At 35.9% G+C, this 23,541-nt stretch carries 26 protein-coding genes and 3 pseudogenes; 3 read left to right on the top strand and 26 right to left on the bottom strand.

The window, feature by feature from the left end; translation table 11 throughout:
- Positions 1-56 precede the first annotated feature (56 nt).
- The 4 genes from LDX58_RS21760 to LDX58_RS21745 form a co-directional block, all read right to left on the bottom strand.
- A complete protein-coding gene (locus LDX58_RS21760) occupies positions 57-464 on the bottom strand; it encodes an Rrf2 family transcriptional regulator (protein ID WP_227939366.1) in 408 nt (135 codons plus the stop codon).
- 239 nt (positions 465-703) lie between these two features.
- Entirely contained in the window at positions 704-1,306 is a 603-nt protein-coding gene (locus tag LDX58_RS21755; RefSeq protein WP_227939365.1) for an NADPH-dependent FMN reductase, read from the bottom strand.
- 54 nt (positions 1,307-1,360) lie between these two features.
- Positions 1,361-2,422, bottom strand: coding sequence for an LLM class flavin-dependent oxidoreductase (locus LDX58_RS21750; protein WP_227939364.1), 1,062 nt, complete (start codon positions 2,420-2,422; stop codon positions 1,361-1,363).
- 45 nt (positions 2,423-2,467) lie between these two features.
- Positions 2,468-3,316, bottom strand: coding sequence for a VOC family protein (locus tag LDX58_RS21745; RefSeq protein ID WP_227939363.1), 849 nt, complete (start codon positions 3,314-3,316; stop codon positions 2,468-2,470).
- A gap of 252 nt (positions 3,317-3,568) precedes the next feature.
- On the opposite strand from LDX58_RS21745, the gene LDX58_RS21740 reads away from it, so the two are divergent.
- Positions 3,569-3,904 (top strand): winged helix-turn-helix transcriptional regulator, encoded by a 336-nt coding sequence (locus tag LDX58_RS21740; RefSeq protein WP_227939362.1) that lies wholly within the window; start codon positions 3,569-3,571, stop codon positions 3,902-3,904.
- 783 nt (positions 3,905-4,687) lie between these two features.
- Here the strand turns inward: LDX58_RS21740 and LDX58_RS21735 are convergent.
- The 16 genes and pseudogenes from LDX58_RS21735 to LDX58_RS21660 form a co-directional block, all read right to left on the bottom strand.
- Positions 4,688-4,894, bottom strand: a complete 207-nt coding sequence (locus LDX58_RS21735) for a PAS domain S-box protein (RefSeq protein ID WP_227939361.1) — start codon at positions 4,892-4,894, stop codon at positions 4,688-4,690.
- A gap of 85 nt (positions 4,895-4,979) precedes the next feature.
- Positions 4,980-5,591: an NAD(P)H:quinone oxidoreductase gene (gene wrbA / locus LDX58_RS21730; protein WP_227939357.1), complete on the bottom strand. Its 612-nt coding sequence runs from the start codon at positions 5,589-5,591 to the stop codon at positions 4,980-4,982.
- 202 nt (positions 5,592-5,793) lie between these two features.
- Complete coding sequence (locus LDX58_RS21725; RefSeq protein ID WP_227939355.1) at positions 5,794-6,210, bottom strand: DoxX family protein; 417 nt, start codon at positions 6,208-6,210, stop codon at positions 5,794-5,796.
- Between the two features lie 165 nt (positions 6,211-6,375).
- Positions 6,376-6,540, bottom strand: a pseudogene (locus LDX58_RS21720) (nitroreductase family protein); the annotation flags it as partial.
- A gap of 281 nt (positions 6,541-6,821) precedes the next feature.
- Positions 6,822-7,241, bottom strand: a complete 420-nt coding sequence (locus tag LDX58_RS21715) for a MarR family winged helix-turn-helix transcriptional regulator (protein ID WP_227939351.1) — start codon at positions 7,239-7,241, stop codon at positions 6,822-6,824.
- A gap of 469 nt (positions 7,242-7,710) precedes the next feature.
- A complete protein-coding gene (locus LDX58_RS21710; RefSeq protein ID WP_227939349.1) occupies positions 7,711-7,932 on the bottom strand; it encodes a helix-turn-helix domain-containing protein in 222 nt (73 codons plus the stop codon).
- A 10-nt stretch (positions 7,933-7,942) separates the two neighbouring features.
- Positions 7,943-8,434 (bottom strand): DUF2975 domain-containing protein, encoded by a 492-nt coding sequence (locus LDX58_RS21705; RefSeq protein ID WP_227939348.1) that lies wholly within the window; start codon positions 8,432-8,434, stop codon positions 7,943-7,945.
- Positions 8,435-8,643: 209 nt separating this feature from the next.
- Complete coding sequence (locus tag LDX58_RS21700) at positions 8,644-8,859, bottom strand: DUF6366 family protein (protein WP_227939346.1); 216 nt, start codon at positions 8,857-8,859, stop codon at positions 8,644-8,646.
- A gap of 287 nt (positions 8,860-9,146) precedes the next feature.
- Positions 9,147-9,479, bottom strand: a complete 333-nt coding sequence (locus tag LDX58_RS21695; RefSeq protein ID WP_227939344.1) for a DUF2726 domain-containing protein — start codon at positions 9,477-9,479, stop codon at positions 9,147-9,149.
- 411 nt (positions 9,480-9,890) lie between these two features.
- Entirely contained in the window at positions 9,891-10,622 is a 732-nt protein-coding gene (locus tag LDX58_RS21690) for a small-conductance mechanosensitive channel (RefSeq protein ID WP_227939342.1), read from the bottom strand.
- A 55-nt stretch (positions 10,623-10,677) separates the two neighbouring features.
- Entirely contained in the window at positions 10,678-11,373 is a 696-nt protein-coding gene (locus LDX58_RS21685; protein ID WP_227939340.1) for a DUF5058 family protein, read from the bottom strand.
- 100 nt (positions 11,374-11,473) lie between these two features.
- Complete coding sequence (locus tag LDX58_RS21680) at positions 11,474-12,664, bottom strand: M20 metallopeptidase family protein (protein WP_227939339.1); 1,191 nt, start codon at positions 12,662-12,664, stop codon at positions 11,474-11,476.
- Between the two features lie 439 nt (positions 12,665-13,103).
- On the bottom strand, positions 13,104-14,930 hold the full coding sequence (locus LDX58_RS21675; protein WP_227939338.1) for a helix-turn-helix domain-containing protein: 1,827 nt from the start codon (positions 14,928-14,930) through the stop codon (positions 13,104-13,106).
- A gap of 216 nt (positions 14,931-15,146) precedes the next feature.
- The gene (locus LDX58_RS21670; protein WP_227939337.1) at positions 15,147-15,344 is read right to left on the bottom strand and encodes a hypothetical protein; all 198 of its coding nucleotides are present in this window, start codon (positions 15,342-15,344) and stop codon (positions 15,147-15,149) included.
- Positions 15,345-15,508: 164 nt separating this feature from the next.
- Positions 15,509-15,875: pseudogene (locus LDX58_RS21665) on the bottom strand (trimeric intracellular cation channel family protein).
- A gap of 70 nt (positions 15,876-15,945) precedes the next feature.
- Entirely contained in the window at positions 15,946-16,158 is a 213-nt protein-coding gene (locus LDX58_RS21660) for a SulP family inorganic anion transporter (protein ID WP_227939398.1), read from the bottom strand.
- 584 nt (positions 16,159-16,742) lie between these two features.
- Here LDX58_RS21660 and LDX58_RS21655 point away from each other — a divergent pair.
- Positions 16,743-16,907 (top strand): hypothetical protein, encoded by a 165-nt coding sequence (locus LDX58_RS21655; protein ID WP_227939336.1) that lies wholly within the window; start codon positions 16,743-16,745, stop codon positions 16,905-16,907.
- A 217-nt stretch (positions 16,908-17,124) separates the two neighbouring features.
- On the opposite strand, the gene LDX58_RS21650 is transcribed toward LDX58_RS21655, so the two are convergent.
- From LDX58_RS21650 to LDX58_RS21625, 6 genes and pseudogenes are all read right to left on the bottom strand, one after another.
- A complete protein-coding gene (locus LDX58_RS21650) occupies positions 17,125-18,492 on the bottom strand; it encodes a hypothetical protein (protein WP_227939335.1) in 1,368 nt (455 codons plus the stop codon).
- Positions 18,493-18,955: 463 nt separating this feature from the next.
- Positions 18,956-19,243: pseudogene (locus LDX58_RS21645) on the bottom strand (NAD(P)/FAD-dependent oxidoreductase); the annotation flags it as partial.
- A gap of 195 nt (positions 19,244-19,438) precedes the next feature.
- Complete coding sequence (locus tag LDX58_RS21640; protein ID WP_227939334.1) at positions 19,439-19,861, bottom strand: PaaI family thioesterase; 423 nt, start codon at positions 19,859-19,861, stop codon at positions 19,439-19,441.
- Positions 19,862-19,877: 16 nt separating this feature from the next.
- A complete protein-coding gene (locus tag LDX58_RS21635; RefSeq protein WP_227939332.1) occupies positions 19,878-21,146 on the bottom strand; it encodes an MFS transporter in 1,269 nt (422 codons plus the stop codon).
- A 145-nt stretch (positions 21,147-21,291) separates the two neighbouring features.
- Entirely contained in the window at positions 21,292-21,696 is a 405-nt protein-coding gene (gene paaI / locus LDX58_RS21630) for a hydroxyphenylacetyl-CoA thioesterase PaaI (protein ID WP_227939330.1), read from the bottom strand.
- Positions 21,697-21,886: 190 nt separating this feature from the next.
- Entirely contained in the window at positions 21,887-22,837 is a 951-nt protein-coding gene (locus LDX58_RS21625; protein ID WP_227939328.1) for an NAD(P)H-dependent flavin oxidoreductase, read from the bottom strand.
- 64 nt (positions 22,838-22,901) lie between these two features.
- Here LDX58_RS21625 and LDX58_RS21620 point away from each other — a divergent pair, with 64 nt between their 5' ends.
- On the top strand, positions 22,902-23,420 hold the full coding sequence (locus tag LDX58_RS21620) for a gamma carbonic anhydrase family protein (protein ID WP_227939326.1): 519 nt from the start codon (positions 22,902-22,904) through the stop codon (positions 23,418-23,420).
- Positions 23,421-23,541 lie beyond the last annotated feature (121 nt).

The following is a 23,541-nucleotide window of genomic DNA, read 5'->3' as shown; positions in this document are numbered from 1 at the left end:
CTCCTAATGATTTATTGTAACAATAGTAGTTACATTTAAGTGGTGAAAAAATCTCTTTAATTAAAGAGATCTTGTATGATGTCATCAAGGGTTTGACTTGCTAATTCCTTTTCCATCGCACTCTGTGCCCGCATGAATTTATTCTCAAGTGTGGCTTGAATACTTCTCCCAACCACACATTTAGGGTTAGGGTCTTCGTGTATGGAAAAAGTTGTTTCGTCTTTTCCTTGAACCGCCTTATAAATATCCAACAAAGTTATTTCGGAAGGCTCTTTTGTTAGATTAACACCTGGAATTCCCGCTTGTGAAGTTAAGAGTCCAGCCTTTTTTAACAAACCGCTTATGCGTCGTATGACGACTGGATTCGTATTAACACTGCTCGCAATGAAATCAGATGTTGCTCTAGGTTGAGACGATGCTATTGACAGAATATGAATCGCAACAGCAAATCGGCTATTTTTCATATGGATTCACCACCATGTAACCATTATAGTTACAACTGTAGATGGTTGTCAAACAGACACTTTGATTCTTCTCTGTTTCTATATCCGGAAATGAATTTATGTTCCTAATAACCTTTCGTCAAACGATTAATAATAGACGAGGTTTGTTTCGCAAAAGTTTTAAAACCCGAATACCAGATGTTTTCTAATAGGGTCCGATATTCGAGTTACATGTTCTTCTCCATCCGACTTTCCTTCAATTAACGTTTTTCTCTCAAAGTTTTTAATGCCCCACTCCATGCGGCAACTTCATCAAGCATAGCATTGACATTATCTAGATGTAGAGATTGAGGTTTGAAATCTGTGCCATTTTCAAAATCTGTAAATAAAGACAATGTTGGATGCACGCGAACGTCGGCAATTTTTAATTCACCGCAGATTCCACGTAAATGTTCAGCTGCACGAGCTCCACCCGTCGAACCATAACTTACGATCCCTGCTGCTTTGTCATTCCATGCTTCACGAGCTAGATCGAGTGCATTTTTTAAAGCTCCTGTAATGCTGTGATTGTATTCTTGAACGATGAATACAAATCCATCCAAGGTAGCCAATTTTTCATTCCAAGCTGCAATTCCAGGTGCATCTCCCTCCCCTAAAAATGGCAATTTGAAGTCTGCAATATCTACGATTTCATAATTTACATCCCCACGTTTGTCAGCAATTTCTTTTACCCATTCTCCAACTTGTGGACTTACTCGTCCTTGACGTGTGCTCCCTAAAATAATTCCGATCGTTAATTTTTCCTTTGTCATTGTTTCTTCCTCCTTAGGTTGTTTACCAAATATTCTGTCTAAAAAACCCATCTATAACACCGCCTATATTGACTACTTCTTGCTTGTTTAAATCGACATGCAAACTCATTTACTCGTTTCTTTTCGCACAATTGGAGCTATTTCCGTAGCTAATAGCTCAATGCCAGCAGCTACTTCCTTAAATGGCAATCCGCCTATATCAATCTGGGCAAGGAAACGTTGATGCCCAAACAGCTCGTATTGACGCAGGATTTTCTCGGTGATCTGTTGAGGGCTGCCTACGAACAATGCCGTATCTGGGCCTGTCATCTCTTCAAAATCTGCTCTTGACATCTTAAATCCCATTCCTCGTTGCTGGTTAACATACGACCAGTAATGTGAATAATAAGGATAGAACTCGTCTTTGGCTTGCTCGGTTGTCTTTGAGATATATCCATGACCCGTTACCCCTACCTTGAGATCTTCAATAGCATATCCAGCTTCGGTACCAGCTTTACGGTATAAATCAACAAGTGGCTTAAATCGTACTGGATCACCTCCTAAAATTGCCATAGCCATTCCTACCCCTACCTTGCCCGCACGAGCTGCACTTTCTGGTGTACCGCCAACCCCAACCCATATTGGTAATTGTTGAACAGGTCGAGGCGCAATTTCAGCATCCCTTAATGAGGAGCGAAAGTGACCAGTCCAGGAGAGCGTCTCGTTTTCATTCAGTTTTAACAGTAAATCGATGTTTTCTGAAAATAGCGCATCATAGTCATTTGTGTTATAACCGAAAAGCGGGAAAGATTCCACAAACGCTCCTCGACCAGCGATTATTTCTGCACGACCGTCTGATAGCAAATCCAACGTAGCGAAGTCCTCGAATAACCGAACAGGGTCAACCGTGCTTAACACTGTCGTTGCGCTTGTCAATTTGATGCGTTTCGTTACCTGAGCAATGGCTGCCAAGACAACTTGCGGAGCCGATACAGCATAATCTAGTCGGTGATGTTCGCCAACTCCAAAAACGTCAAGTCCAGCCTCGTCAGCAAGTTTTGCTGCTTCAATTATTTCCTTTACTCGTTGCCTAGCACTAATGGTTTTACCTGTATGAAGGTCTGAACCTATATCTCCAAGTGTATATAATCCAATTTCTATTCCTGTATTTCTTATATCTTCTTTCATAGCGGAATGTTCCTCCATCATAGTTACCTTATACGCGTGTTTGGGTTAAATCTTTAAGTAAATACGATTTCCAGAAGGATCTGAGGTCACAAACATACCATTTTCTTCAGTGACAGATGCGCCAATCTCCTTCAACTGAGCCATAATCGTATTTCTTGTTTCCTCATTTGCAAGCATTAACGTAAAGGATTCCAATCCAACACTATTTACAGGAGGTGTAGGTGCACCAACACCATTCCATGTGTTTAATCCGATATGATGATGGTATTTTTCAGTCGAAATGAAAAGTGCCTGTGCCCCGTAGCGGTTAACGACTTCAAAACCGAGTCCCTTCGTATAAAACTGTTCAGTCTTTTGCAATTCTGCTACATGTAAATGAATATGTCCCATAACAGTTCCAACTGGTAGACCTTTCCACTCCTGCTGTTTTCCATTTGAAAGAAGATCTTCAAAATTCAACGGATCTACTGTCATTGCCACGTTCCCGTTATTCCAGCTCCATTCGGAAGGATCGCGGTCAACATAAATTTCAATTCCATTCCCATCCGGATCGGATAAATAAAGAGCTTCACTGACAAGATGGTCTGATGAACCAATTTGGACTTCTTTTTCAATAAAATGAAAGACAATATTCGCTAAATCTGAGCGATTAGGCAAAAGCAGGGCAAAGTGATACAACCCCGTAGTCCTTCCTTGCTTTCGTACAACATGTTCTGGTTGTTCAATTGACAACACACTCGTTTTGCCGTCTGTTGTTAATTTCGCTGTTGTTTTCGTTTGTTCTAGAATCTTAAAACCAATAACCTCTTGATAATAGTGAAGAGAGCGTTCTAAATTCTCTACTCTCAACTTTACATGGTCTACAAAAGTCGTTGGTTTACGATGAAATCTCATAGTCATCCCTCCTATTATTTTCTACTTACTAATTTGCCCCCTTGAAAGGTTGACATCCATGACAAAAAAATAAGACCTAAACTTACACATGAAATCTTTTACTACTTATGTTCTTATTTTTCTTTGGTTTATTAAGTTACTTTATGTAAGTAAGTTTATTTTAATAAGTTACTATTGTCAAGTAACTTTATTCACTTTAGTAATTTAATTTCAAATGATAACGTGATATATTTAACTAGAGGGGTGAAAGAAATGGAACCATCTATTATTTGTCCTCGCTTTGAAAAAGCGATTTCGCTTTTAAGTCAACGCTGGACAGCTTTAATTATCTATCAATTATTGTCCGTTTCGCAACGGTTTAGCACCATCCAATCTTCTATCGGAATTAGTGGAAAGGTTTTGTCTGAACGATTAAAAGACTTAGAACAGCAAGGAATTATAAAGCGAAAGGTCATACCTGAAACACCCGTTATTATTGAGTACTCGCTAACAGAAAAAGGTCATTCATTAGAACCGATATTAAAAGAGGTAGAAAATTGGTCTCAGCTCTGGGTAGAGATAGAAACGGAAGAAACAGAAGAGAAATGATGTATTAAGCTAAACAAAAACTCAAAGTTGATCGACGTTAGTTACAATAAAAAAAGATTTAATAATGGCATTCTCATGATAGTCTTCGTTTGGAACAGACTAAAAAACATACCATGTAGAGGCGGAAATCGCACCGTTTTCGTTTCTCTTTTTTATAGTTATATCAAACATTTTTTCAACTAGTGAAATAGCCATTATATTAACACCTGTTTTAGCAATACCGCATAAATTTATGTGCAATTGCGAAAAATTGGATGCTAATTGTATATGTATTTTAAAACGACTTTCTTGTTACAGCGGTGAACGGACCGTGGTTCCGCTATTTAGCTTATAGATAGGGAGGCTGTCGTGATTTTCAGACAATAACGTACTCAGTGTCCACTAACACCTTCAAAGTGATGTTTTTTTGAAAATAACGTACGTAGTGTCCGCCAAAATTCTATCAGGTGCTTAATTAAGCAAGACAATTATCATGTAAACTCGCATTCGAAGTTGAAATCCAATGTGAGTTTTGTTGTTAATATAATTGTTGTTTAAACCGAATGGACGGTTAATTGACCTAGATAAGGTTATATAAACCTGGTTCTAATAAGAGAATCAACCATGACAAGTAGGGAGTCTCTTAGCTTCAAAAATAACAGTTTTTTCTACACCATCTTTATTTTATCGTTTTGCCCGGGATCCATATATTTCCACAATGGGTTTCCTTCAGTTGCAAACCACTGGATCAAAATAACTTAGATGTCTAACACTTTTCCACCTTTGCTTTTTCTCTTTGTAATCCTATATTGATATGTTATAAAGAAAAGATGGCGGGGTTACCCCTTTTATCTCGTCAATCGCCCAGTCGAGAATAGCAGTAAAGCTTGGATTTGCATTAAGAACCGCACCGTCTTGTCCAAGTGTAAATATCGCATCATTGGTATTATTCCAGATTACTTCAAGCGCATCTTCGCCTAATTCAGATATGACTTCAATATGAATAGCCATTCACGTCCATCCTTTCCACAATCATATCTCTCGGTGACAATTTTTAAAAAGAGCCAATCAAAAATATTGATTGGCTCACTATCTATTATTGATTTCCTTTTTTAATCCACTCTGCAACCTGAACTGTGCGTTTAGCTTGATATTTTGCTGCTTCTTCAACATTTTCTTGCATGTTACCATCTTGACCGACAGTTACACTTACTCCGTACGGGTTTCCGCCAGAAGTAAATTGAACAGGATCTGTGTAACCAGGAGAAGCAATAATTGCGCCCCAGTGATGCATTGTAGTGTATAGAGAAAGGATTGTTGCTTCTTGACCACCATGTGCGTTACTTGCTGAAGACATAGCACTTACTGCTTTGTTTGCAAGTTTGCCGTTAAACCATAGACCTCCAGTTGTATCGATAAATTGTTTCATTTGAGCTGGCATGTTACCAAAACGCGTTGGTACACTAAAGACAATCGCATCTGCCCATTCAAGATCATCTAAAGTTACTTCAGGCACATCTTTCGTTGCTTCAACATGAGCTTTCCAAGCAGGATTTGAATCAATCGCTGCTTGAGGTGCAAGTTCAGGAACTTTTAATACTTTCACTTCCGCACCTGCTGCTTTACCACCTTCTTCAGACCACTTTGCTAATTGATAGTTTGTTCCAGTTGAACTGTAATAAATAACTGCTAATTTAATGTTTGACATATTTTTCGTCTCCTTTGTGTTTCCAAATAATTTTTCTAGAAATCCCACACCTATACACCTACTTTTCTTGTTTCGTTTTATCTGATTCTAATAAGAACCACCTCCATTGAAAATAAGTGATTCTCAATGTTTTCATGTTCTTTTCCCCTAGTTTGGAACTATTTATTCTATCTCAATTTCATTTTTCTTTCTTTCGAGATAATTAAGCTGATTTAGCAAACGAACTTTTGTCTTCTTGACCTCTAAAGAAAAGTTGACCAAGAGAATATAACTTACTTCCATTTAATGATAGGTGAACAGCTATTATTAGTAACACTAGATCGTAAGCATAACCACCTACAAAACCTGCTGCTAATTGCACTTTAAAAATAGCTCCAATCAATAATAGTGCTAATAATGCAGAAACAATTCGAGTTCCAAAACCTAGTATTAAAGCGATTCCTCCAACCAATTCAAGTGTGGCCACAACATAAGCCAGCCCTCCTGGTAAACCTATACTATCAAACCAGCCAACTATAGTTTCGATACCACCTTGGAATTTCGTAGCACCATGTGCTAAAAAAACAATCCCTAACACTAATCGTAATAATAATGTTCCAATTTCATTTTTGTTTGACATAATCTTTTTTCCTCCAATTTTATTGTAAACAAACGAAAGTATTTCCAATTCGCTTATCTCCATTGAGTATATTACTACTTAATATATAATGTATTCGAGATATTATTTATACTTATTAATAAATTTTCAATAACGACTCAAACCAAAACCATTTAGTCATCAGTAAATTTTTTGATTTATTGAAGGATCAATAACTGTTAAATAATTTATATGTTGAAGATTAAAAGCTGAAGGTCTAAGTTTAACTAAATCAAAAATTTCATTTAGTTCTTTCTTTGTAATCGTATGATCTGGAAGAAAGTTGCTTGCAGATCGTCTCTCTTTTACCAATTAAATAAAATCTGACAACTTTTTTATACTCCTTTCAAATTAAAAAATCTTTAGTTCGAGGTATTTCACTAAAAAATATTGATAATTGATCATTACCTATTAAAACATGGCATCTATTGCGTATTATCAAGAACTCAACAAACAGTTACGTAACTGTGTCAGTAGGAAAAATCAACATAATTTATTACTAATCAGTATAGTATTATATAATATATAATTAATTTGAGATATCAAACTAAAAAAATTTAATAACCTTGGGCGTGATATCCTAATTTTTTTATTTACTGAATCAAGACTGTTTTTTCATTGAAATCTAATCCATCACATATTTCTTGAATCGCTGCTCTATATTTAGGAAACACCTTATTCATTAATTCAGTTCCTTCTGATGTTATTGCTGCATATGTGATACGTCGATCTTTTGGACAAGGTTTTCTCTCTATTAAATTTTTCTTTTCTAACTTATCTACCACATAAGTAATACTACTGCTTGCAATCAATACTTTTTCGCCGATTTTTTGTATTGGTTGATCTCCTTTACTATAAATCAACTCAAGAACTGCAAACTCAGTTGGATTTAGTCCCAAACACTTTATGTCTTCTTCGACACGTTTCTTTATTGATTGTAAAGCTCGTGACAAAACAATAAATAACTTTAGAGACAAATCCTCTTCATATTGTTTTTTGTCCTGAATATCCATGATTACCATTCTTCTTTCTTTTACCTCGAATTCGAGATAATTATATAATAATTTATTTTCTAGTGTCAACTAACTTATAAATTATTACTTCCTCGGCTTGACGATATCAATAGGTTATTTTGTTAAATAAAACCAAGTCCAAATCCTAATACAGTACATTTTCCATATTGTACAATGAATCTACTTATGCGATTAACGTTGTACTCAATCGTTCGATTCGGGAAAAATTTTTCATAACGTAGCCAAGCACATTTTTATTTACTGCTTTTAAGTTTTTGTGGATTTTCGCTCTACCAGTAGCTGTGTAGTTACAGATGTCTTGAGAAAAGCATAAGGTTGTTTTATGCTTTTGGGCATAAATTGGAACAAACACCATTTCTCTTATTTTATAGAACTTGGACTCATATCCTTTGTAGCGTTTTTGTAATGTGCTGGTCATGTCTGAAAATTTGAAGAGAATTGTTGTCTATTATTCTTGAGTATCATCGTCACTTTTGTATTCTAAAAGATCTCCCGGCTGACAGTCTAAAGCCTTACAAATCGCTTCTAACGTGGATAGTCGAATCGCTTTTGCCTTTCCATTTTTCAATATAGACAGGTTAGCCATTGTTATTCCAACCCTCTCCGAAAGTTCTGTTACGCTCATTTTCCTTTTAGCCAGCATCACATCAATATTGATTATTATTGCCATGTTATTCACCTCAGACTATTAAGTCGTTCTCTGATTTTATATCGATGGCTTCTTGTAAAAGTCTTTGAAGAACAGCCGCAAAGACAGCAATCACCATGGGAGCAAAAATCATGACCATTCCGATGATTATGAGACCCGGTGCGTCATCTACCTCCGCTATGATATAGACGAATGGTATGGCTACCACATATAAGCCACTGATTGTGATGGCACAGTTTTTGATTTTCTTTAGAGCTCTTACAGATAATTCCGAGAAAGCTTGGTTCTTGTCAATATAGCTTAAAAGGTTAAAAGATTGATACAAAGCGAAGTAAAATGGGATCCCCGAAACATACATAACCATTAAAATACCATATACCACAAAAGCCAAATCTGAACCTCTTTCTGCTGCTTCATTTGCTTCATTCGCTATCTGAGGTAACAAAAATAAACACAAAGCAAGAACCGGAATGCCAATAAAAATAACAGCTATCTTTAAAAAGAGTGTTGAACTTCGTTTCATAAAAAGCACCTCATTTATTTGTTGTTAATTTAAATCTACCACATAATTTATTGTTTCACAATAAATTATTATTGATTCTTATTACATTGTTATTGTTTATAGAATTTGCCTTTTAATTTTAGACAAAATAAAAAGCATTCGTCATTACTGCGAAATGCTCTATAACTTTAAACTATTCAATTTATAACTTGTGCAACTAACCTGCCAATTTAGTTGAAGAAGAAAGATGTGATGATGGATCCAACGATGATAACAAGGATAAGTATGCCTGTTCCTTTCCAACCAAGACCTATGACTAAATCCATAAGACCTCCATACTGAGCTCTGTTAGAAGCATCTCTCATGTTTCCTCCTGGGTTTCGTTTTAACTCTTCTTGTCTCATCCTCTCTCTTCGTCTTTCAGGGCTTTCTTTATTTTCTTTCATGTATTTTCCTCCCTCCTTTATAAAAGACGAACAATTCAATGGTTCTTTTCAGTTATTTCGCTTGCTTTACTTGAGTAAGGAATTTATAATCTCGATCTTACAAACATCTTTGTTTTACATTAATATAACCTCCAAATTTTTGATAAATTTCTTTATTAATATTTAAACTAAAAAAGGAGACAGCTGAATGAGCCATCTCCTTTGTGTTTACGTCAGTACCCAACTTTGTTTTCCAGTTTTCGACTTTGTTGGTAAGGAAAAACAAGTTGACTCAAAAAAGGATAATGCTACTCTAAAAGCTTCTTACGGAGTAATGTTTCTTCTTCACTTCCTGTTGTTTTCATTCTAATGATTGGAATCCCGTACTTTTGCAATATATGATCTCTCATTTCGTCTCGCTTAAGCTGGGTAGGATTATTTGCATGGAACGCATATCCATCAACTTCAACTACTAGTACGGCCATTTTATCCAATTTGTTAAAAATAACGAAATCAGTATGGGTTAATATATTCATTGCATATTTACGTTCATCGTCTTTAAGTTTGACTGGATCTTTGATCAGCATCCGTAATGGCTGATGCAGTACAAAATCAAGACTTCTAAATTCGACTTGGTTCATTACCTTTTCTATTACAGTATAGGTTTTCAGATTTATGCTCGGAAACTTATTTGCTATTTTCATCACTTCTAAAAGTTTGTCTGAATAACTATTATAAAGAAGGTCAAATACAGAGTGGATTTGGCTTTGGATAATGTCAAAATTATTATAGTTAATATATCTGACTAAATCAGCAATATTCGTTCCATGCCAGTCCTTACTACCCTCAGATACAACGACAATTCACAGATGGGTACCTGACCCGTTACGGTAATGCGCTTGGGGTCAGGCACCAATATCAATTGGCATGTTAGGAGGTTGCGGATATTCCTAGCTTTGTTTATTGTGGTGCTTACATATTATGGACAAGGGACAAGGAACCAGTTCCCTTTGTCCCAAGGGTTTTTCCCTGTCCCATTTTTTCTACATTCTTTATTTCCCTATAATACCTTTATTATAAAGAAATTTTCCAAACATGATCGTACCGAATATTGAAGTAATGATTACAGCATATGAAGGATGGCCTGGTAAAAAACTTAAATGGCCACTTTTCATCAACCAAGCCATGATTAGCGCTACGGTTATAGCAAATATACCTATTTTGGGCTGAGAAATTGCAAATTGGCCAAATATCGCACCAAATAATGCAGGAAGAATATAGTTAAACATTTCTTTCACTCCATCTGGTAAACTTGCAAGTAACGATGAACCTAGCAGTACTCCGAGTGTCAATATTAAAACGTTTACAATAATTGAAACTGCGATCCCTAACGTAGATATAATAGCCCCCTTTTCAGTTCCAGGCTCAACATCTGCAGCTTTTTGTGCTGCCGTAGCACAAGGCAAGCGAAGGTTCGCGATATTTCCAGAAAGAAAAGACATGTAGGTTCCCGGTATCCCTAAAATTGGATAATATGATATAGGTTCAATAATCCATAGAACAGCAGCAACTCCCGCTATTGCAATAAAACCAGTAAGTATACTTGATGCATCAGGGATTAAGCCATAAATAAATGTTAAAACAAATAAAGGAGCAAATGATAAGATCAGTCCTAAAAAGCACGTTATTCTTCCCCATTTTACGATAAAAGGGATATAGTCATCTTTATATAAATAATTATTTTTCTCTGAATCTACAGGTAATTCTCGCTTAGCGTTATTCATCTATCTTCCCTCCGGTTTATATATAATTTAAAATAGCACATCAGATTTTACAAAATTAAACTAAAAATGCTATTATTGCACCTGCAAACATGGCAATTGTTAATCCCCATTCTTTTAGCCACTGTATGTTATTCTTATCAGCTGTCCATGCTAAAGCAAGCATAGTAATTGCTCCAATAAATAAAGCAATTGTCCCCTTATCTATATTTAAAATTCGGTCTGCACTAAAATAAGCAAATGCTCCAATCATTGCAGATATAGATATGATTGGAACAAGTTCCTTTTTACCGGCCGTGAGAAACGTTTGCATTTTTTCCATTTTATGTGTAAATAGTCCAGTAAAAACAATCCACCCTAAAGACCCTAATACCATTGTCCAAACAGAATTGGCAAATACAGTACCTGTCATATTCTCAGAACCTAAACTAACACCCATCGCTTCGGCTCCAAACCCCGCAGCCAATAATTCGAATGGCAGAGATCCTATAAAAGATAACCTCATCCAGGCCATCGGTCCCCCTATAGCTACTAATAGGGAGATTAATCCAAATAAAATAACAATTGATGGACCAATTGATGAAATCATACTACTTTTCATAGCACTTTTCATCTGAACATTCGATAAACCAATTTCTTTTCCTACCACTAACGATTTTTTTACGAATATAAAGGCTTGTACAAATACAACCAATACCGCACTAGCTGCAGCAAGCCACATATACGGACTGTTTGCAATTTCTAAGTAATCCATTTTTTCACCTCATTCATAATATTTGGTAGCATTTGAAAACGCTACCATTTTCACGTTTTATTTGAATCATTTATCTTAATTTCTTGTTGATATCGTTACATTACGTATCAATACTAGTTCCGTTTAAATAATCAAATACTGCTGAAATAAAAAGTTGACCAATCGTTATTATGGCACGCTCGTCAACATCAAACTTCGGATGATGGTGTGGGTAAATTGCATTTATTTCAGGATTTCCCCCACCTACAAAAACGAATGTACCGGGTACTTCTTTTAAATAATAGGAAAAGTCTTCCATTCCAGTAATCTTTGGGATGTGTACTACCTTATCCTCATCCACAATTTTTTTAGCTAATCTTTCAATTCTTTTAGTCTCATTTGAATCGTTTTTAAGAGATGGATATCCCCTAGTATACTTATAAGATGATGTCGCACCTACACCCTCGCACGTTGTTTTTACAAGAGTTTCAATTGTTTTTTCTACTTGATCTCTAACGTTTTCATCGAAAGTTCGTACAGTTCCTGTTATTTTTGCAGTATCGGAGATAACATTTGAGGCTTCTCCCGAATTAAATGAACAAACAGAAACAACTGCTGACTCATTAGGATCAATACGTCTTGACACAATTTGTTGTAAACTCATCACAAGTTGGCATCCAGCAAGAAGAGCATCCACAGTTGTATGAGGCATCCCCCCATGTCCACCTTTACCAAATATCTCTATTTCAAATGTATCGCCCGCAGCCATCATATAACCTTCACTAATACCAACTTTTCCAAAAGGTTCGTGAGACATGACATGTGCTCCATAAATGACATCGACGCCGTCTAGACAACCAGCCTCAATCATTGCCTTAGCCCCACCTGGAATGATCTCCTCCGCAAATTGATGGATGAGAACTACATCTCCTTCAATCTCATCTTTTACCTCATTTAATACTTTTGCAACACCTAGTAATACAGCAGTATGAAGGTCGTGCCCACAAGCATGCATTACACCTGGAATCTTAGATCGATAGTCAACTTCCTTCTCATCTTGTATTGGAAGTGCATCAAAATCTGCCCTAAGTGCTACTACTTTTCCAGGTTTACCACCTCGAATTCTTCCAACAACTCCATTTCCTCCAATACCCGTTTGAACTTCAATATCTAAATTACGTAAATACTCGGCTATTTTTTTAGGGGTATTTACCTCTTTGAACCCTACTTCTGGATACATATGTAATTCTCGTCGAATATCTATTAATTCTGGATATAGCTCTTTAAACTTAGACAATACATGTTCAATCACTAGAATCTCTCCTTACTATCAAAATTAATTTTGTAAAATATATATAGTAATAAGTATAAAGTGTCAGAAAATTTATACAATGTGCATTCAACCATATTTCTTATTAATTTTATGGTGGAATCACCACTCATTATGGCACGCGACAAAAGGCGCAAGCGCCCCATTTAGCGACGTATGGGAGCAAGTCTTTCGCCTGTAGGAGATAAGGATACACGATGAGCTGTAGAGCAAATCGATTGTTTACTTATCGTAAGGAGGGTGAGGGAAGTCACACTAGTCGCTGGGCGGTGAAGCTAGATTCCTATTCTTATTATTCAAAGTGCTTATCCACAGATGAAAAAATCTATAATTTCCTGACGATAAAAAAAGCAGATGAAAATCGTATCTGCTTTGTGGTGAATATTAGGGGAATCTTATGAGATTTTTATAGAAACTTTACCTAAACGGATTTATTAAATGTTTCAATCATATGGCAAGCTAATTGTACTTTTAATGTATCTTCAGGATTATTAAAATCAATATTCAATAATTTCTCTATTTTTCTTAGCCGTTGGTAGAGAGTATTGGTGTGAATATGAAGTTGTTCCGCAGTAGAGTTTATCGACTTATTAGTTGAAATATAAGTAACTAGTGTTTTTTCTAGATCATTTCTACTTCCAAATTCATTTCGTAATGGCTCAAAAGTTTCTTCTATAAAAACCATAATTTCTTTAGAATCCTGATTTAAAAATAGACGATTTAGACCTATATCAGTATAGAGCATAATTCCTATTCTTTGATGATTGACTAAGTAACTTACAGCTTTCTCTGCTTCATTATAGCTTTTTTTTATATTACTTATTCCATTATATATATTACCAATTCCTATGCTGTAAGGAGACTTCTCAACTGTTATCCAATCTTTAACAAACATTTCTAATCTATTCAAAATTTCTTTTTGAGTATCTAGATTACTTATCGATACGAGTAAAATTACTTTATTATTCGTTGCATAAATAACAAAATTTACGTTAAACATAATTTTTCTTATGACTGAAATTAATCTATGTATCTTGGTATCGAGTTTTTGAACATCCTCTTGTTGGGAAGTTTGAAAAATGACACAAAATAAATAATCTGTTAAATTCAGGCCAAATTCATTTCCTTTGTGTCGCAAATAATCCTCGTCTTTATTTTCAAGGATTTCATAAAAAAACTCTCCTGTTTTTTTATATTGAATTTCGGTTAATGTTTGCTTTCTAATTAGTTCTAAAGCTAATACCGAGGCTCCTTGCTCAATTGTAATCTTTTCCAGTTTCGTTAAAGGAGGATTACTCGAAACAATAAAACAACCTAAAAAAATAGAACCATTAATGACAGGATAAAAATAAAAACGTTGATTCACTTTTTCATCTACTATATCTATATATTTAGGTTTTTTATAGTCAAATGATAATAACATTAATTCGTCGATACTTAAGGGAGTCTTGTTTCTTATTTTTATTGGATAAAATTTATTCTCTAGATAACTCATAAAATAAACTGGACTATTTATCATTCGTGATATTTCATTTGTAATTTTTTCTGCTCCCTGATTTTGTAGGGAAAATTCAGTTAATGTTTCATGTATTTTATTTCTCTTTAATAAAAACTCGTTTTTTTCCTGTAGTTGTTCACTTAATTCAGTTATTTCCTGCAACCTTGACTTCACTTCAGAATACAGCCTTGCATTTTGAATCGCAATGGCCGCTTGATCAGCAAAGCCTTGCAATAGATTGACATCATCCAAGCTTAGTTTACATTCATTATTGAATTGATGAACGATCATAACGCCTATTCTTTTTTTATTAACCGAGACAGGTACTCCTATAGCTGTTTTTATTTGCATATTATTACTTAATGATGCGTGTAGGATCTTAAAATTTTCATTTGAAAGATTACCCATTTCTTCATAAATTTTTGAACTGGAGTCGTAAATTCTTGCTTTCCCATCCTCAAATACTTTCCCTGTTATACCCTCTCCTATTTTTGTCTTGAAATTTTTAATATTATCATTAAATCCAATGACTGTTCTAGGAATAAGACGATCAATTGATGGATCATACAACATTAAAAATCCAGTTTCTCCATTTGGGATTACAGTAAGTGCATTCTTAATAATCTGGGTTAGAACATATTCTTTATCCAGTGATGATGTGATGGAACGGATCCCTTCCATTAATAAATCTATTTCTTTATTCTTTTTTCTAATCATTTCTTCTAGCTTATATTGATAGTTATTATCCATCACAATGCCACCTTTAATGTTTTTGTCCATATAATAGAAAAAAAGAAAGTGATAAGATCTCAATGTTATTTTACCTTAATAATATGCTATATAAAAATTTTTCAACTATAGAATAGGTGAGGGGCAATGGACTGTGCGAGACCATTGAAAAACACATCCCGAAATCTGGATTTCTATAATTTTAAAGACAAAAAAGAAGACACGAAGTTTATTGAATCAAAAGGCGTCCGTCCCATTGTAGATCAAGAAGCTAGGGTTGTCTGATAAGTAAAACGACTCGCTTAATTGAAAAGTCGTTGATACATCTGAAAACGTTGCCTCATCTTGTTCGGCACTTAACTCTGTCGTATCCTCAATTCCCATATAAGGAGCTATCCGCTCCATCATTTGTTCCATCTCTGATTCCATCTCCATTTCATCTCCATTTCATCTCCATTTCATCTAATGACAACAGATGAGTAAAGAGCTTGTCTACCTCTCGTTCGGTTAATTTTTGGTGTACTCAAATTTAATGTTCGAGATCACTGAAAAAGTATCCTGCATTTCTTCCTCTTAAGGTTATGGAAGCTTTAGCAAGTTTAGGAGTCCATCTTCCTTGTTTTAGAATTGTTTTCAACTAATGAACGGTATGGTATTTTCCAATTGAAGTACGCGGTACACATTCTAAGAACAACAACCATGATAAATAATAAATATAGCTCAATCGGGTCATTTGCAATTCCTAGACCGACAATTAAGCCCGCTGTCAACTAGTGCAGTCAAAAATAACGAGTCCTGTTCCCAAAGAGCGGAAATAGTCACGCCGATTAAAACGTTACGTATGGCACCACCGCCAAACGCTGTAACAAGCCCAAGTATATAAATTCCTAAAATATCATATTCTTCTTCCACTGCGACAATGGCTCCACTTATCGCAAATGCAATGGTTCCAATTATATTTAAAATTTCTCAGGTCACCAAAACATCGAGAAATGGGATACTTATGAAAAATTTTGAAAGATTTATACCCCATTAATTACCTGCTAAATAATGTAACAAAGAATGTCGCTACCCAAATCCAACCTTTAAATGAGTTAACTTTAAAGAGTCTCCTCATTTCCTTAATATCTATTAATTTATATATTACTGTTATTATAATGGCTGCTAATACAGCGGTAGGCAGATAATAAAAAAAGGTAGTAAAAAAAAGAACAGTAACCATAATAAAGCAGCGCGTTACAACAGTTATGATCCCAGACTTTCGAAAGCAAGAATTAGCTGAGGTTATCCGTAAGCATCGATAGGCACTACAATATAATTTTGTAGATTATTAACCTCCCTTGCTTTATCAGTTACACTTTTTTGTTGTACTACCTCCCTGAGCTAAGTCACCTAAATAATGTGGATTATGAAGAATTAGTTTAACAAAAGGGGCTATGATTTGGTCGATTTCCATTTCGCGCTGTTTCTCTATATCAGGATCGATTTTCCCCACATTCGTTTAACGAATTAACATCATACTTATAAAATGTTTATCTCCAAACTGAGAAGGTAGTACTCAACTTCACGCGTTCGATAAAGTAGGAGATGAATTAAACATCTGCAGCTTGTGGGTTTAGATGGAATGTTCTTGTTCAGAATTAGTTATATGAAACAAATTGTGGATTCAAAGAAAGAGCGTAAAGAAGAAAAGGGCATTTCCTTTCTCAAATTATTCTCAAATGAGACCTCTGTGGCAGCCTCAACCGCCTGCGGAACTAAGTGGACAATCACTAGATACCGAGATGTCTTTAGAGTCAGTTGTTCAATCCTTGCAAACAATGAATCAAACAAGTGTACAAACACCTGTACTTCCAACGTGAAAATGATGATTTTAAAAATGAAATTAGAGAATTACAACTTCGAAATCAAAAACTTGAGCGTGAATTAAAGAAAATAAAACTTGATAATAGTACTATTGAAGAGGATTATCAATCTCTTATTCATGAATCGCGCTAGAAGATTGCTCTATTATCAACTCCCTTTCTACTTTTCGAACGGGTGTATTTTACATGCAGACAGAAAAAAGCAACATAATGTGTTATTAATTACGTTTTGCTTAATATAAAAAGGCTACCCACTCCCCTATAGGAGATATGGTAGCTTGCTATTCACATAAGGTTTATCTAGGTTAGATGATAGCCTAGTTTTAGTAGATCCTTTTTTCCTATCTTATTTATCCTGCTTTCTGAGAAATCTTTACTTGTTCAGTTTCTTCAGCCTTTTTTTCCCCTTCTTTTCCGATTAATATCAGATAGAGAACAAGACCTGCACCAATCCCCCAAGCAGGCCCTTGGACTGCCGTAAGCAATCCAATCGTAATAACGAGCCCGCGGGAAATATTCGTAGTTACCATGGACATCGCAACATAAGCACAAGCAAAGCCCGTAAGTAATATTGTAACTGACAGTGCGACAGGAAAAAGAGGCATAATAATCGCAACGACTGGTAATAACAACCCTAACGGAATCGCAGCAATGTAGAAATTAATGGTTCCGGTAAAGATCGAATCCATCACTACTCGTCCTTTTTTATAACGCTCAATTATGAAAACTTGAACCCCGGTCCAGATCGGGCCGTGTAACATAACAAGCGGGCCAGCCGTGATCAACTGTATAAAGTTTCTAATTGCCAAAACATAATGACTTCGTGTTGTGTTTATATCAATTTTTTCATCTGGTCTTTTTTTATCTGCTCCTTCTAGAAGCGTACCAGCAACTAATAAATCCCCAAACGCTAGTATATAAATCATTAGCCCAAGTGGGAGTGCAGCTATAATCATACTCCAAGAAGGTAAGCCAACCGACCAAGGTGCAAGTGTAGATAAAGACTGACCAATCTGTGGTATAAAAAATCCCCATTCGAAACTAAATTTTATTTCACCTGAAATCATTCCAACTATCCCTGCGATTAGGAATGAAATAAGTAATGCATTTGCTCCGACAAACATTTTAAGAGCTGAATTGGGTAATTTAGAAAATGGGATAGAAAACATTAACACTAAAACAATAACCCACGCCGTGATCAAGGTAATAGGCATTGACGGAAGACGCTCTAGTTCAGACTGAAGCGCAGCTATCGCAGCTCCCATAATGATCCCGGCTTTGAGCGTTCCAGGTACAATATCATTGAACCGTTCCCCCAGCTTTGTTACGCCGAAAAATAAGAATAACACAACAACAACAAATGTAACCGCCATCATTGCATGGATCGATTCTGTACCAGGGGTAAAACCATTTAAAAATACGATGGTTAGTGGAAGTGCTGCTGATATGCCACCACCTGCATACACATCGCCGAACAACACATTTTGGAGCAGTATCCAGAAAAACATGACGAGCAAGACCGTCCACGCAATGTCAAATGATACATCGAAATAATGCATTACTAACGGAGTGGTCGCTCCACCAGTAGCCAAAAGTAATAATCCCCCTTGGATGTGTTGACTCGGAGTTATACCAACATGAACTCCAGGAATTCGTAACGTAAAAGGTCCCCACTTAATACCTGGTTGGATTTCACCATACTCCCTCTTTTTTCTCATCACTTTAACCTCCTTAGTTTCCGTACATTTGGAAAGATTGCTCGTTCTTTCGGTCATACACGTTTCATTTAACTGAATATTCAGTATTTTTCATCGCGGGTGATTTTCCTCGACTTACCAATCCAATATTATCCAGTTCATTGTTTTCTGTTCTATAAGTCTTTCGTTTCGATCCCACTCCTTCACCTGTCCTGTGTTTTTTGGTTCTGATTTGACACAGGCTATTTTCAGAAGATCTTAACTCAATATAACAAATAATTATATGACGTTTAATAACGTCATTATATTATTAAGTAATGTAAGCACTTTCATTATAAGGTTAATGACCTTACTCTGTCAAACTTCTTTTCATAAGTTAAGTCCATCGATTCGACTATATTATCAATTAAAAACAGACAGGAGATCCACCTAATGTCCGTGGTTCCTGCCTGATAAGCGAACAACGATTATTACCTTAACAGAACTACGCAAATACACTTGTACTATGAAAAGGCTGTACTTTTCCATCAGGGTCAATAAACGATTTTGCATTATTAACTGCAGTAGGCGCTTCACCAAATCCTGTTGCAATTAATTTTACTTTGCCTTCATATATGCAAATATCACCTGCTGCATAAACTCCAGGTATATTGGTTTCCATTTTTGAGTTTACAACGATTGAATTCTTTTTAATCGAAAGCCCCCAATTTTTCATCGGTCCTAGTGATGATACAAAGCCATAGTTTATAATTACATCGTCAACATCAATGATCTCTGTATATCAGCATAAAAAGCTGCAAATAATCCAGTCGGACCTCCTCCGATAATTGTTATGTCCTATACTTTACTATTTTTCATATGACTAACCCTCCGGTATTTCCATTATATATATACCGTTTTTTATACGTCATACTATGAAAATATAAGGTAGTAAGGACATTATGTCAATAGAATTAAAAAAACTCTATTAATTCTCTAACACGATAACCGATGAATCAACGTTCGCTACTTTTTTCCCATTTTGCACGATCTCGCATATAAGATAGACAATTTTCTTCCCTTTTTTCTCTACCCTTGCTTCTACGTGAACGTCTCCAACAAACAAAGGTCGATGAAACGTTGTATTAAGATTAATCGAGGCAAATGATTGATTCTCTTCTAACAGTGTTGAAATGGCATAGGCCATCGCAATGTCAGCAGCTGACGAAATAAATCCCCCCATTACTACTCCAACACCGTTTAAATATCTTTCATCGACGACCCACGTACATTGGGCAACGCCATCCTGCGCTCTATTTATTTTAATATTTAATGTTTCATCGCAATTAGGTGGTTTTCCCCCTGCATGAATCACCTTCATAAAGTCACTCGTCTTAAATTTATTATCCATTTTATTATCACTCCTTTTAGGCCGGTGATTTCTCTACTTTTCTTAATTTGTTTTTTGATTTTACATGCATCACGATGCATCCTAAACTACCAAAATAGCAAATGAATGCTGATACAAAAAAAGCTGCCTTATAACTCCCATAAGCATCAAGGAGTGCCCCAATGATCATTGGAGAGATCCACTGACCAATTCCAAAGAAGAGCGTGATAAATCCAATAGCCATAGAGGCTTTGTGAGCAGTTGTCCTATCACTTACAGCAGCTACAATGACAGTTGGGACAGCCCATAGTGATAATGCATATAAAATGATGACAACTAACAGGAGAAGTGGTTGTTTTGTTAATCCCAAAAGTAACAATAAGGAGGATTGAAAAAAGTAGACAATAAATAAAGTCAACATTCTACCAATTCTATCTGACAAAATTCCCCATATAAAACCGCTCACAATACTTGCGATTCCAGCTGCCGCATAATACTTTCCTGCTTTTGTGCTATCAATTGAGGTATCAATGATTAAATAATCAACTAAAAACGTAGAGAAAATTATATAAGAGAATCCCCATGTTAAATAAATAAGTCCTATTAGAATAATCGTTTTATCCTTATAGACATGATCGATTAATAAACCATTCTCTTTTTTTTCGTTTTTCTTTATTTCTTCTTTTAATTTACCCTTTGTTCCAACAGGCTTCAAATGTAACTCCTCTGGATTGTCTTCTAGGAAAATTACGTTGATAAAAATAATGAGTAACACGATAATGGAAAGAACACCCCAACTTATTCTCCAGCCGTCATTATTGACTAACATAATTGAAGGAACTAAAAATCCACCGATGACCATTCCTAATCCTGAGCCTGATTGTGCAATTCCCATTGCCATTCCTCGAAGCTTTACCGAGAACCATTTTCCTACGATACTCAATGATGCAACGTTTGCAGCCCCTGAACCGAGTCCAATGATCAATAAAGAAACGTAAGATGACCAAAAGTTAAAAACGACTGTACTCATTCCCATTCCCAAGGCAACAATAATCAAAGCCAAGATAATAGCCCGTTTCGCAGTAAATCGCTGGACAAAATACCCCACTGAAATAGCTCCAATAAGATAACCTAAAAAGACGGCTGATGCGATGATCCCCACTTCTGTATAGGACATACTCAAGCTTTCCTTCATGAAAGGAAGGATAGCTCCTAAAGAAAATCGTCCTAATCCCAAACAAGCAAATAGATTTAAAAGCGTAATTCCTAAAATGAACCAACCTTTATGGATTCGGAAAATCTTCATACCGGACTCCTTTTACGCTGATAGTTGGTTTATTTATTACCAAGGTAAGAGTTTAATAGGATAAAAGCGTCGCTGCTACCTTGGCAATATAATCGTTACATACGGACTGTTATATTATCACTTTTCTTTTTTTCTTAATGAACCATTAGTTAATGAACATTTCCTTTTTTCGATAAACCATACCTTCTGCCAGAGCGATTAGCTCATCCTTTTGATTCAATACTTCAATCCGATATAATCCTATGCGATTAGATTTGTTATCCTCTTTAGCAACCGCTTTCAATTTTTCGTTTACAACACCTGCTTGCATATAATTCATTGTTATTGTTAACCCAACTGCTGTTTGCCCATACGAATTGCTTGCGTAGGCAAACGCTGCATCAGCTAAAGAGAAAATAACTCCTCCATTTGTTGTTCCATGGAAATTAACCATATTTTCATTTACACTCATAGTCACTTCAGCGTACCCTTCTTCAACCTTCTCAATAGAAATTCCTAACGATTCAGCATATTTATCTTTCTTAAAATGCTCAAGTATTTTATCGTCCATTGAAGAACCCTCCTTTTAATTATAAAATAGTATGACGTTTTATATACGTAACATAACACATAGTGATATATTTAGTCAATCGCTTAACAAGCAATACAACCTTATAAAACAGGGTTTCTTTCCATCTAAATCAAGACCTTGGATAAAAACATAAAGAAACCTGTACTACGAATAGTACAGGTTTCTCTGCTTATTTTAAAATCGCGTTTAAATTTCCATGAACTGTTTTTGCCTCAGTGATCATGGTTTTAATGAGTGTCGAAACAGTTGGTACGTCATCTATTAGACCTGCTATTTGACCACTATTTAAGTGCCCTTCAGACAAATCACCATGAATCGCACTAGCAATATGATGTGCTTCATCCGTTAAACGATTAAATTCATCAAGGGTAATTCCCTCCCCTTCAAGTTCTTGAAGCTTTCTAGCATATTCTGTATTTAACAAGCGTCGAACTCGACCCATTGTTCGACCGACAATGACCGTCTCTGTATCGTTTGCCCCAACAATTAACTTCTTATACTTTTCATGAACTAATGCTTCTTGTGTAGCAATAAATCTCGTTCCCATCTGGACACCCTGCGCTCCAAGAGATAACATCGCTAACAAACCACTCCCATCTCCAATCCCTCCTGCTGCCACAACAGGAATCGATACGGCCTTTACCACCTGGGGAATCAAAGCCAGCGTTGTTGTTTCAAAATTTGAATTAATCCCAGCCGCTTCATAGCCTTCAGCTACAATGACATCAGCACCGATAGCTTCAGACTTTATGGCTTGTTTGACAGAGGCAACCACACTAATTACTTTTATACCTTTATCCCGAAAGGCCTGAATAAATGGCGCCGGGTTACCTGCTGATAATGAAACGATTGGAATCTCATGTTTAAATACAAGCTCGATTACCTCTTCTAAAAAAGGTTGGACAGAAATTGGAATATTTAAAGCAAAAGGTTTATTCGTTCGTTCTTTTATTTCTAATATGATTTTCTGAAGCTCTTGAGGCTTCATGGTCCCGGCACCGACCGTCCCCAAAGCACCCGCTTCTGAGACGGCTGCTGTTAACTGGGCATGACTTACATTTCCCATCCCACCTTGAAAAATCGGATAATTTATCGATAAATGCTCACAAAGTATATTCATGATTTCACCCCTCGTAAAAATAATGTTATACTTATTTTATCTTATAATCATGAGGAGGTCTAGTATGCTTTACCCTTATAAAGATAAAAATCCCAAACTTTCTGAAAACGTTTTCGTTGCACCCGGTGTTCACATCATTGGAGATGTTACGATTGGTAAAGAATCTAGTATTTGGTTTAATACCGTTATTCGCGGGGACGAAGCGCCCATTGTAATTGGGGAGCGATGCAATATCCAAGATAACTCAACTTGTCACAACTACTCAGGATTCCCTCTTATTTTAGAGGACGAAGTATCGATTGGGCATAATGTTATTTTACACGGCTGTACGATTCGAACAGGTGCTCTTATCGGAATGGGAGCAACCATTTTAGATGGAGCTGAAATCGGAGAATCTGCCTTTATTGGCGCGAACACATTAATTCCTCCTGGAAAAAAGATTCCTCCAAGAACGATGGTCATGGGCTCTCCAGGTAAAGTCATTCGTGAATTAACTGACGAGGATTTTGATTTAATTCGTTTAACCATTACTAGTTACCGAGATAAAGGGCAGGAATTTTTAACACAACTCAAACAGGGGTAATTCTAGCTTCACGGTAACTCTTGAGGTAAATTGGTTAGTAAACCCTATTCAAGGTTAAGTCTCTCGTATTATTTTAATTATCGTTTTTTGAAATGTAGAGCGACTGGGAGAATATAGAAAA

Source organism: Alkalihalobacillus deserti (assembly GCF_020734105.1).
Lineage (GTDB): Bacteria > Bacillota > Bacilli > Bacillales > Bacillaceae_D > Halalkalibacter > Halalkalibacter deserti.
Note: the sequence above shows the minus strand (reverse complement) of the source record. Positions and strands in the feature narration are given on the sequence as shown.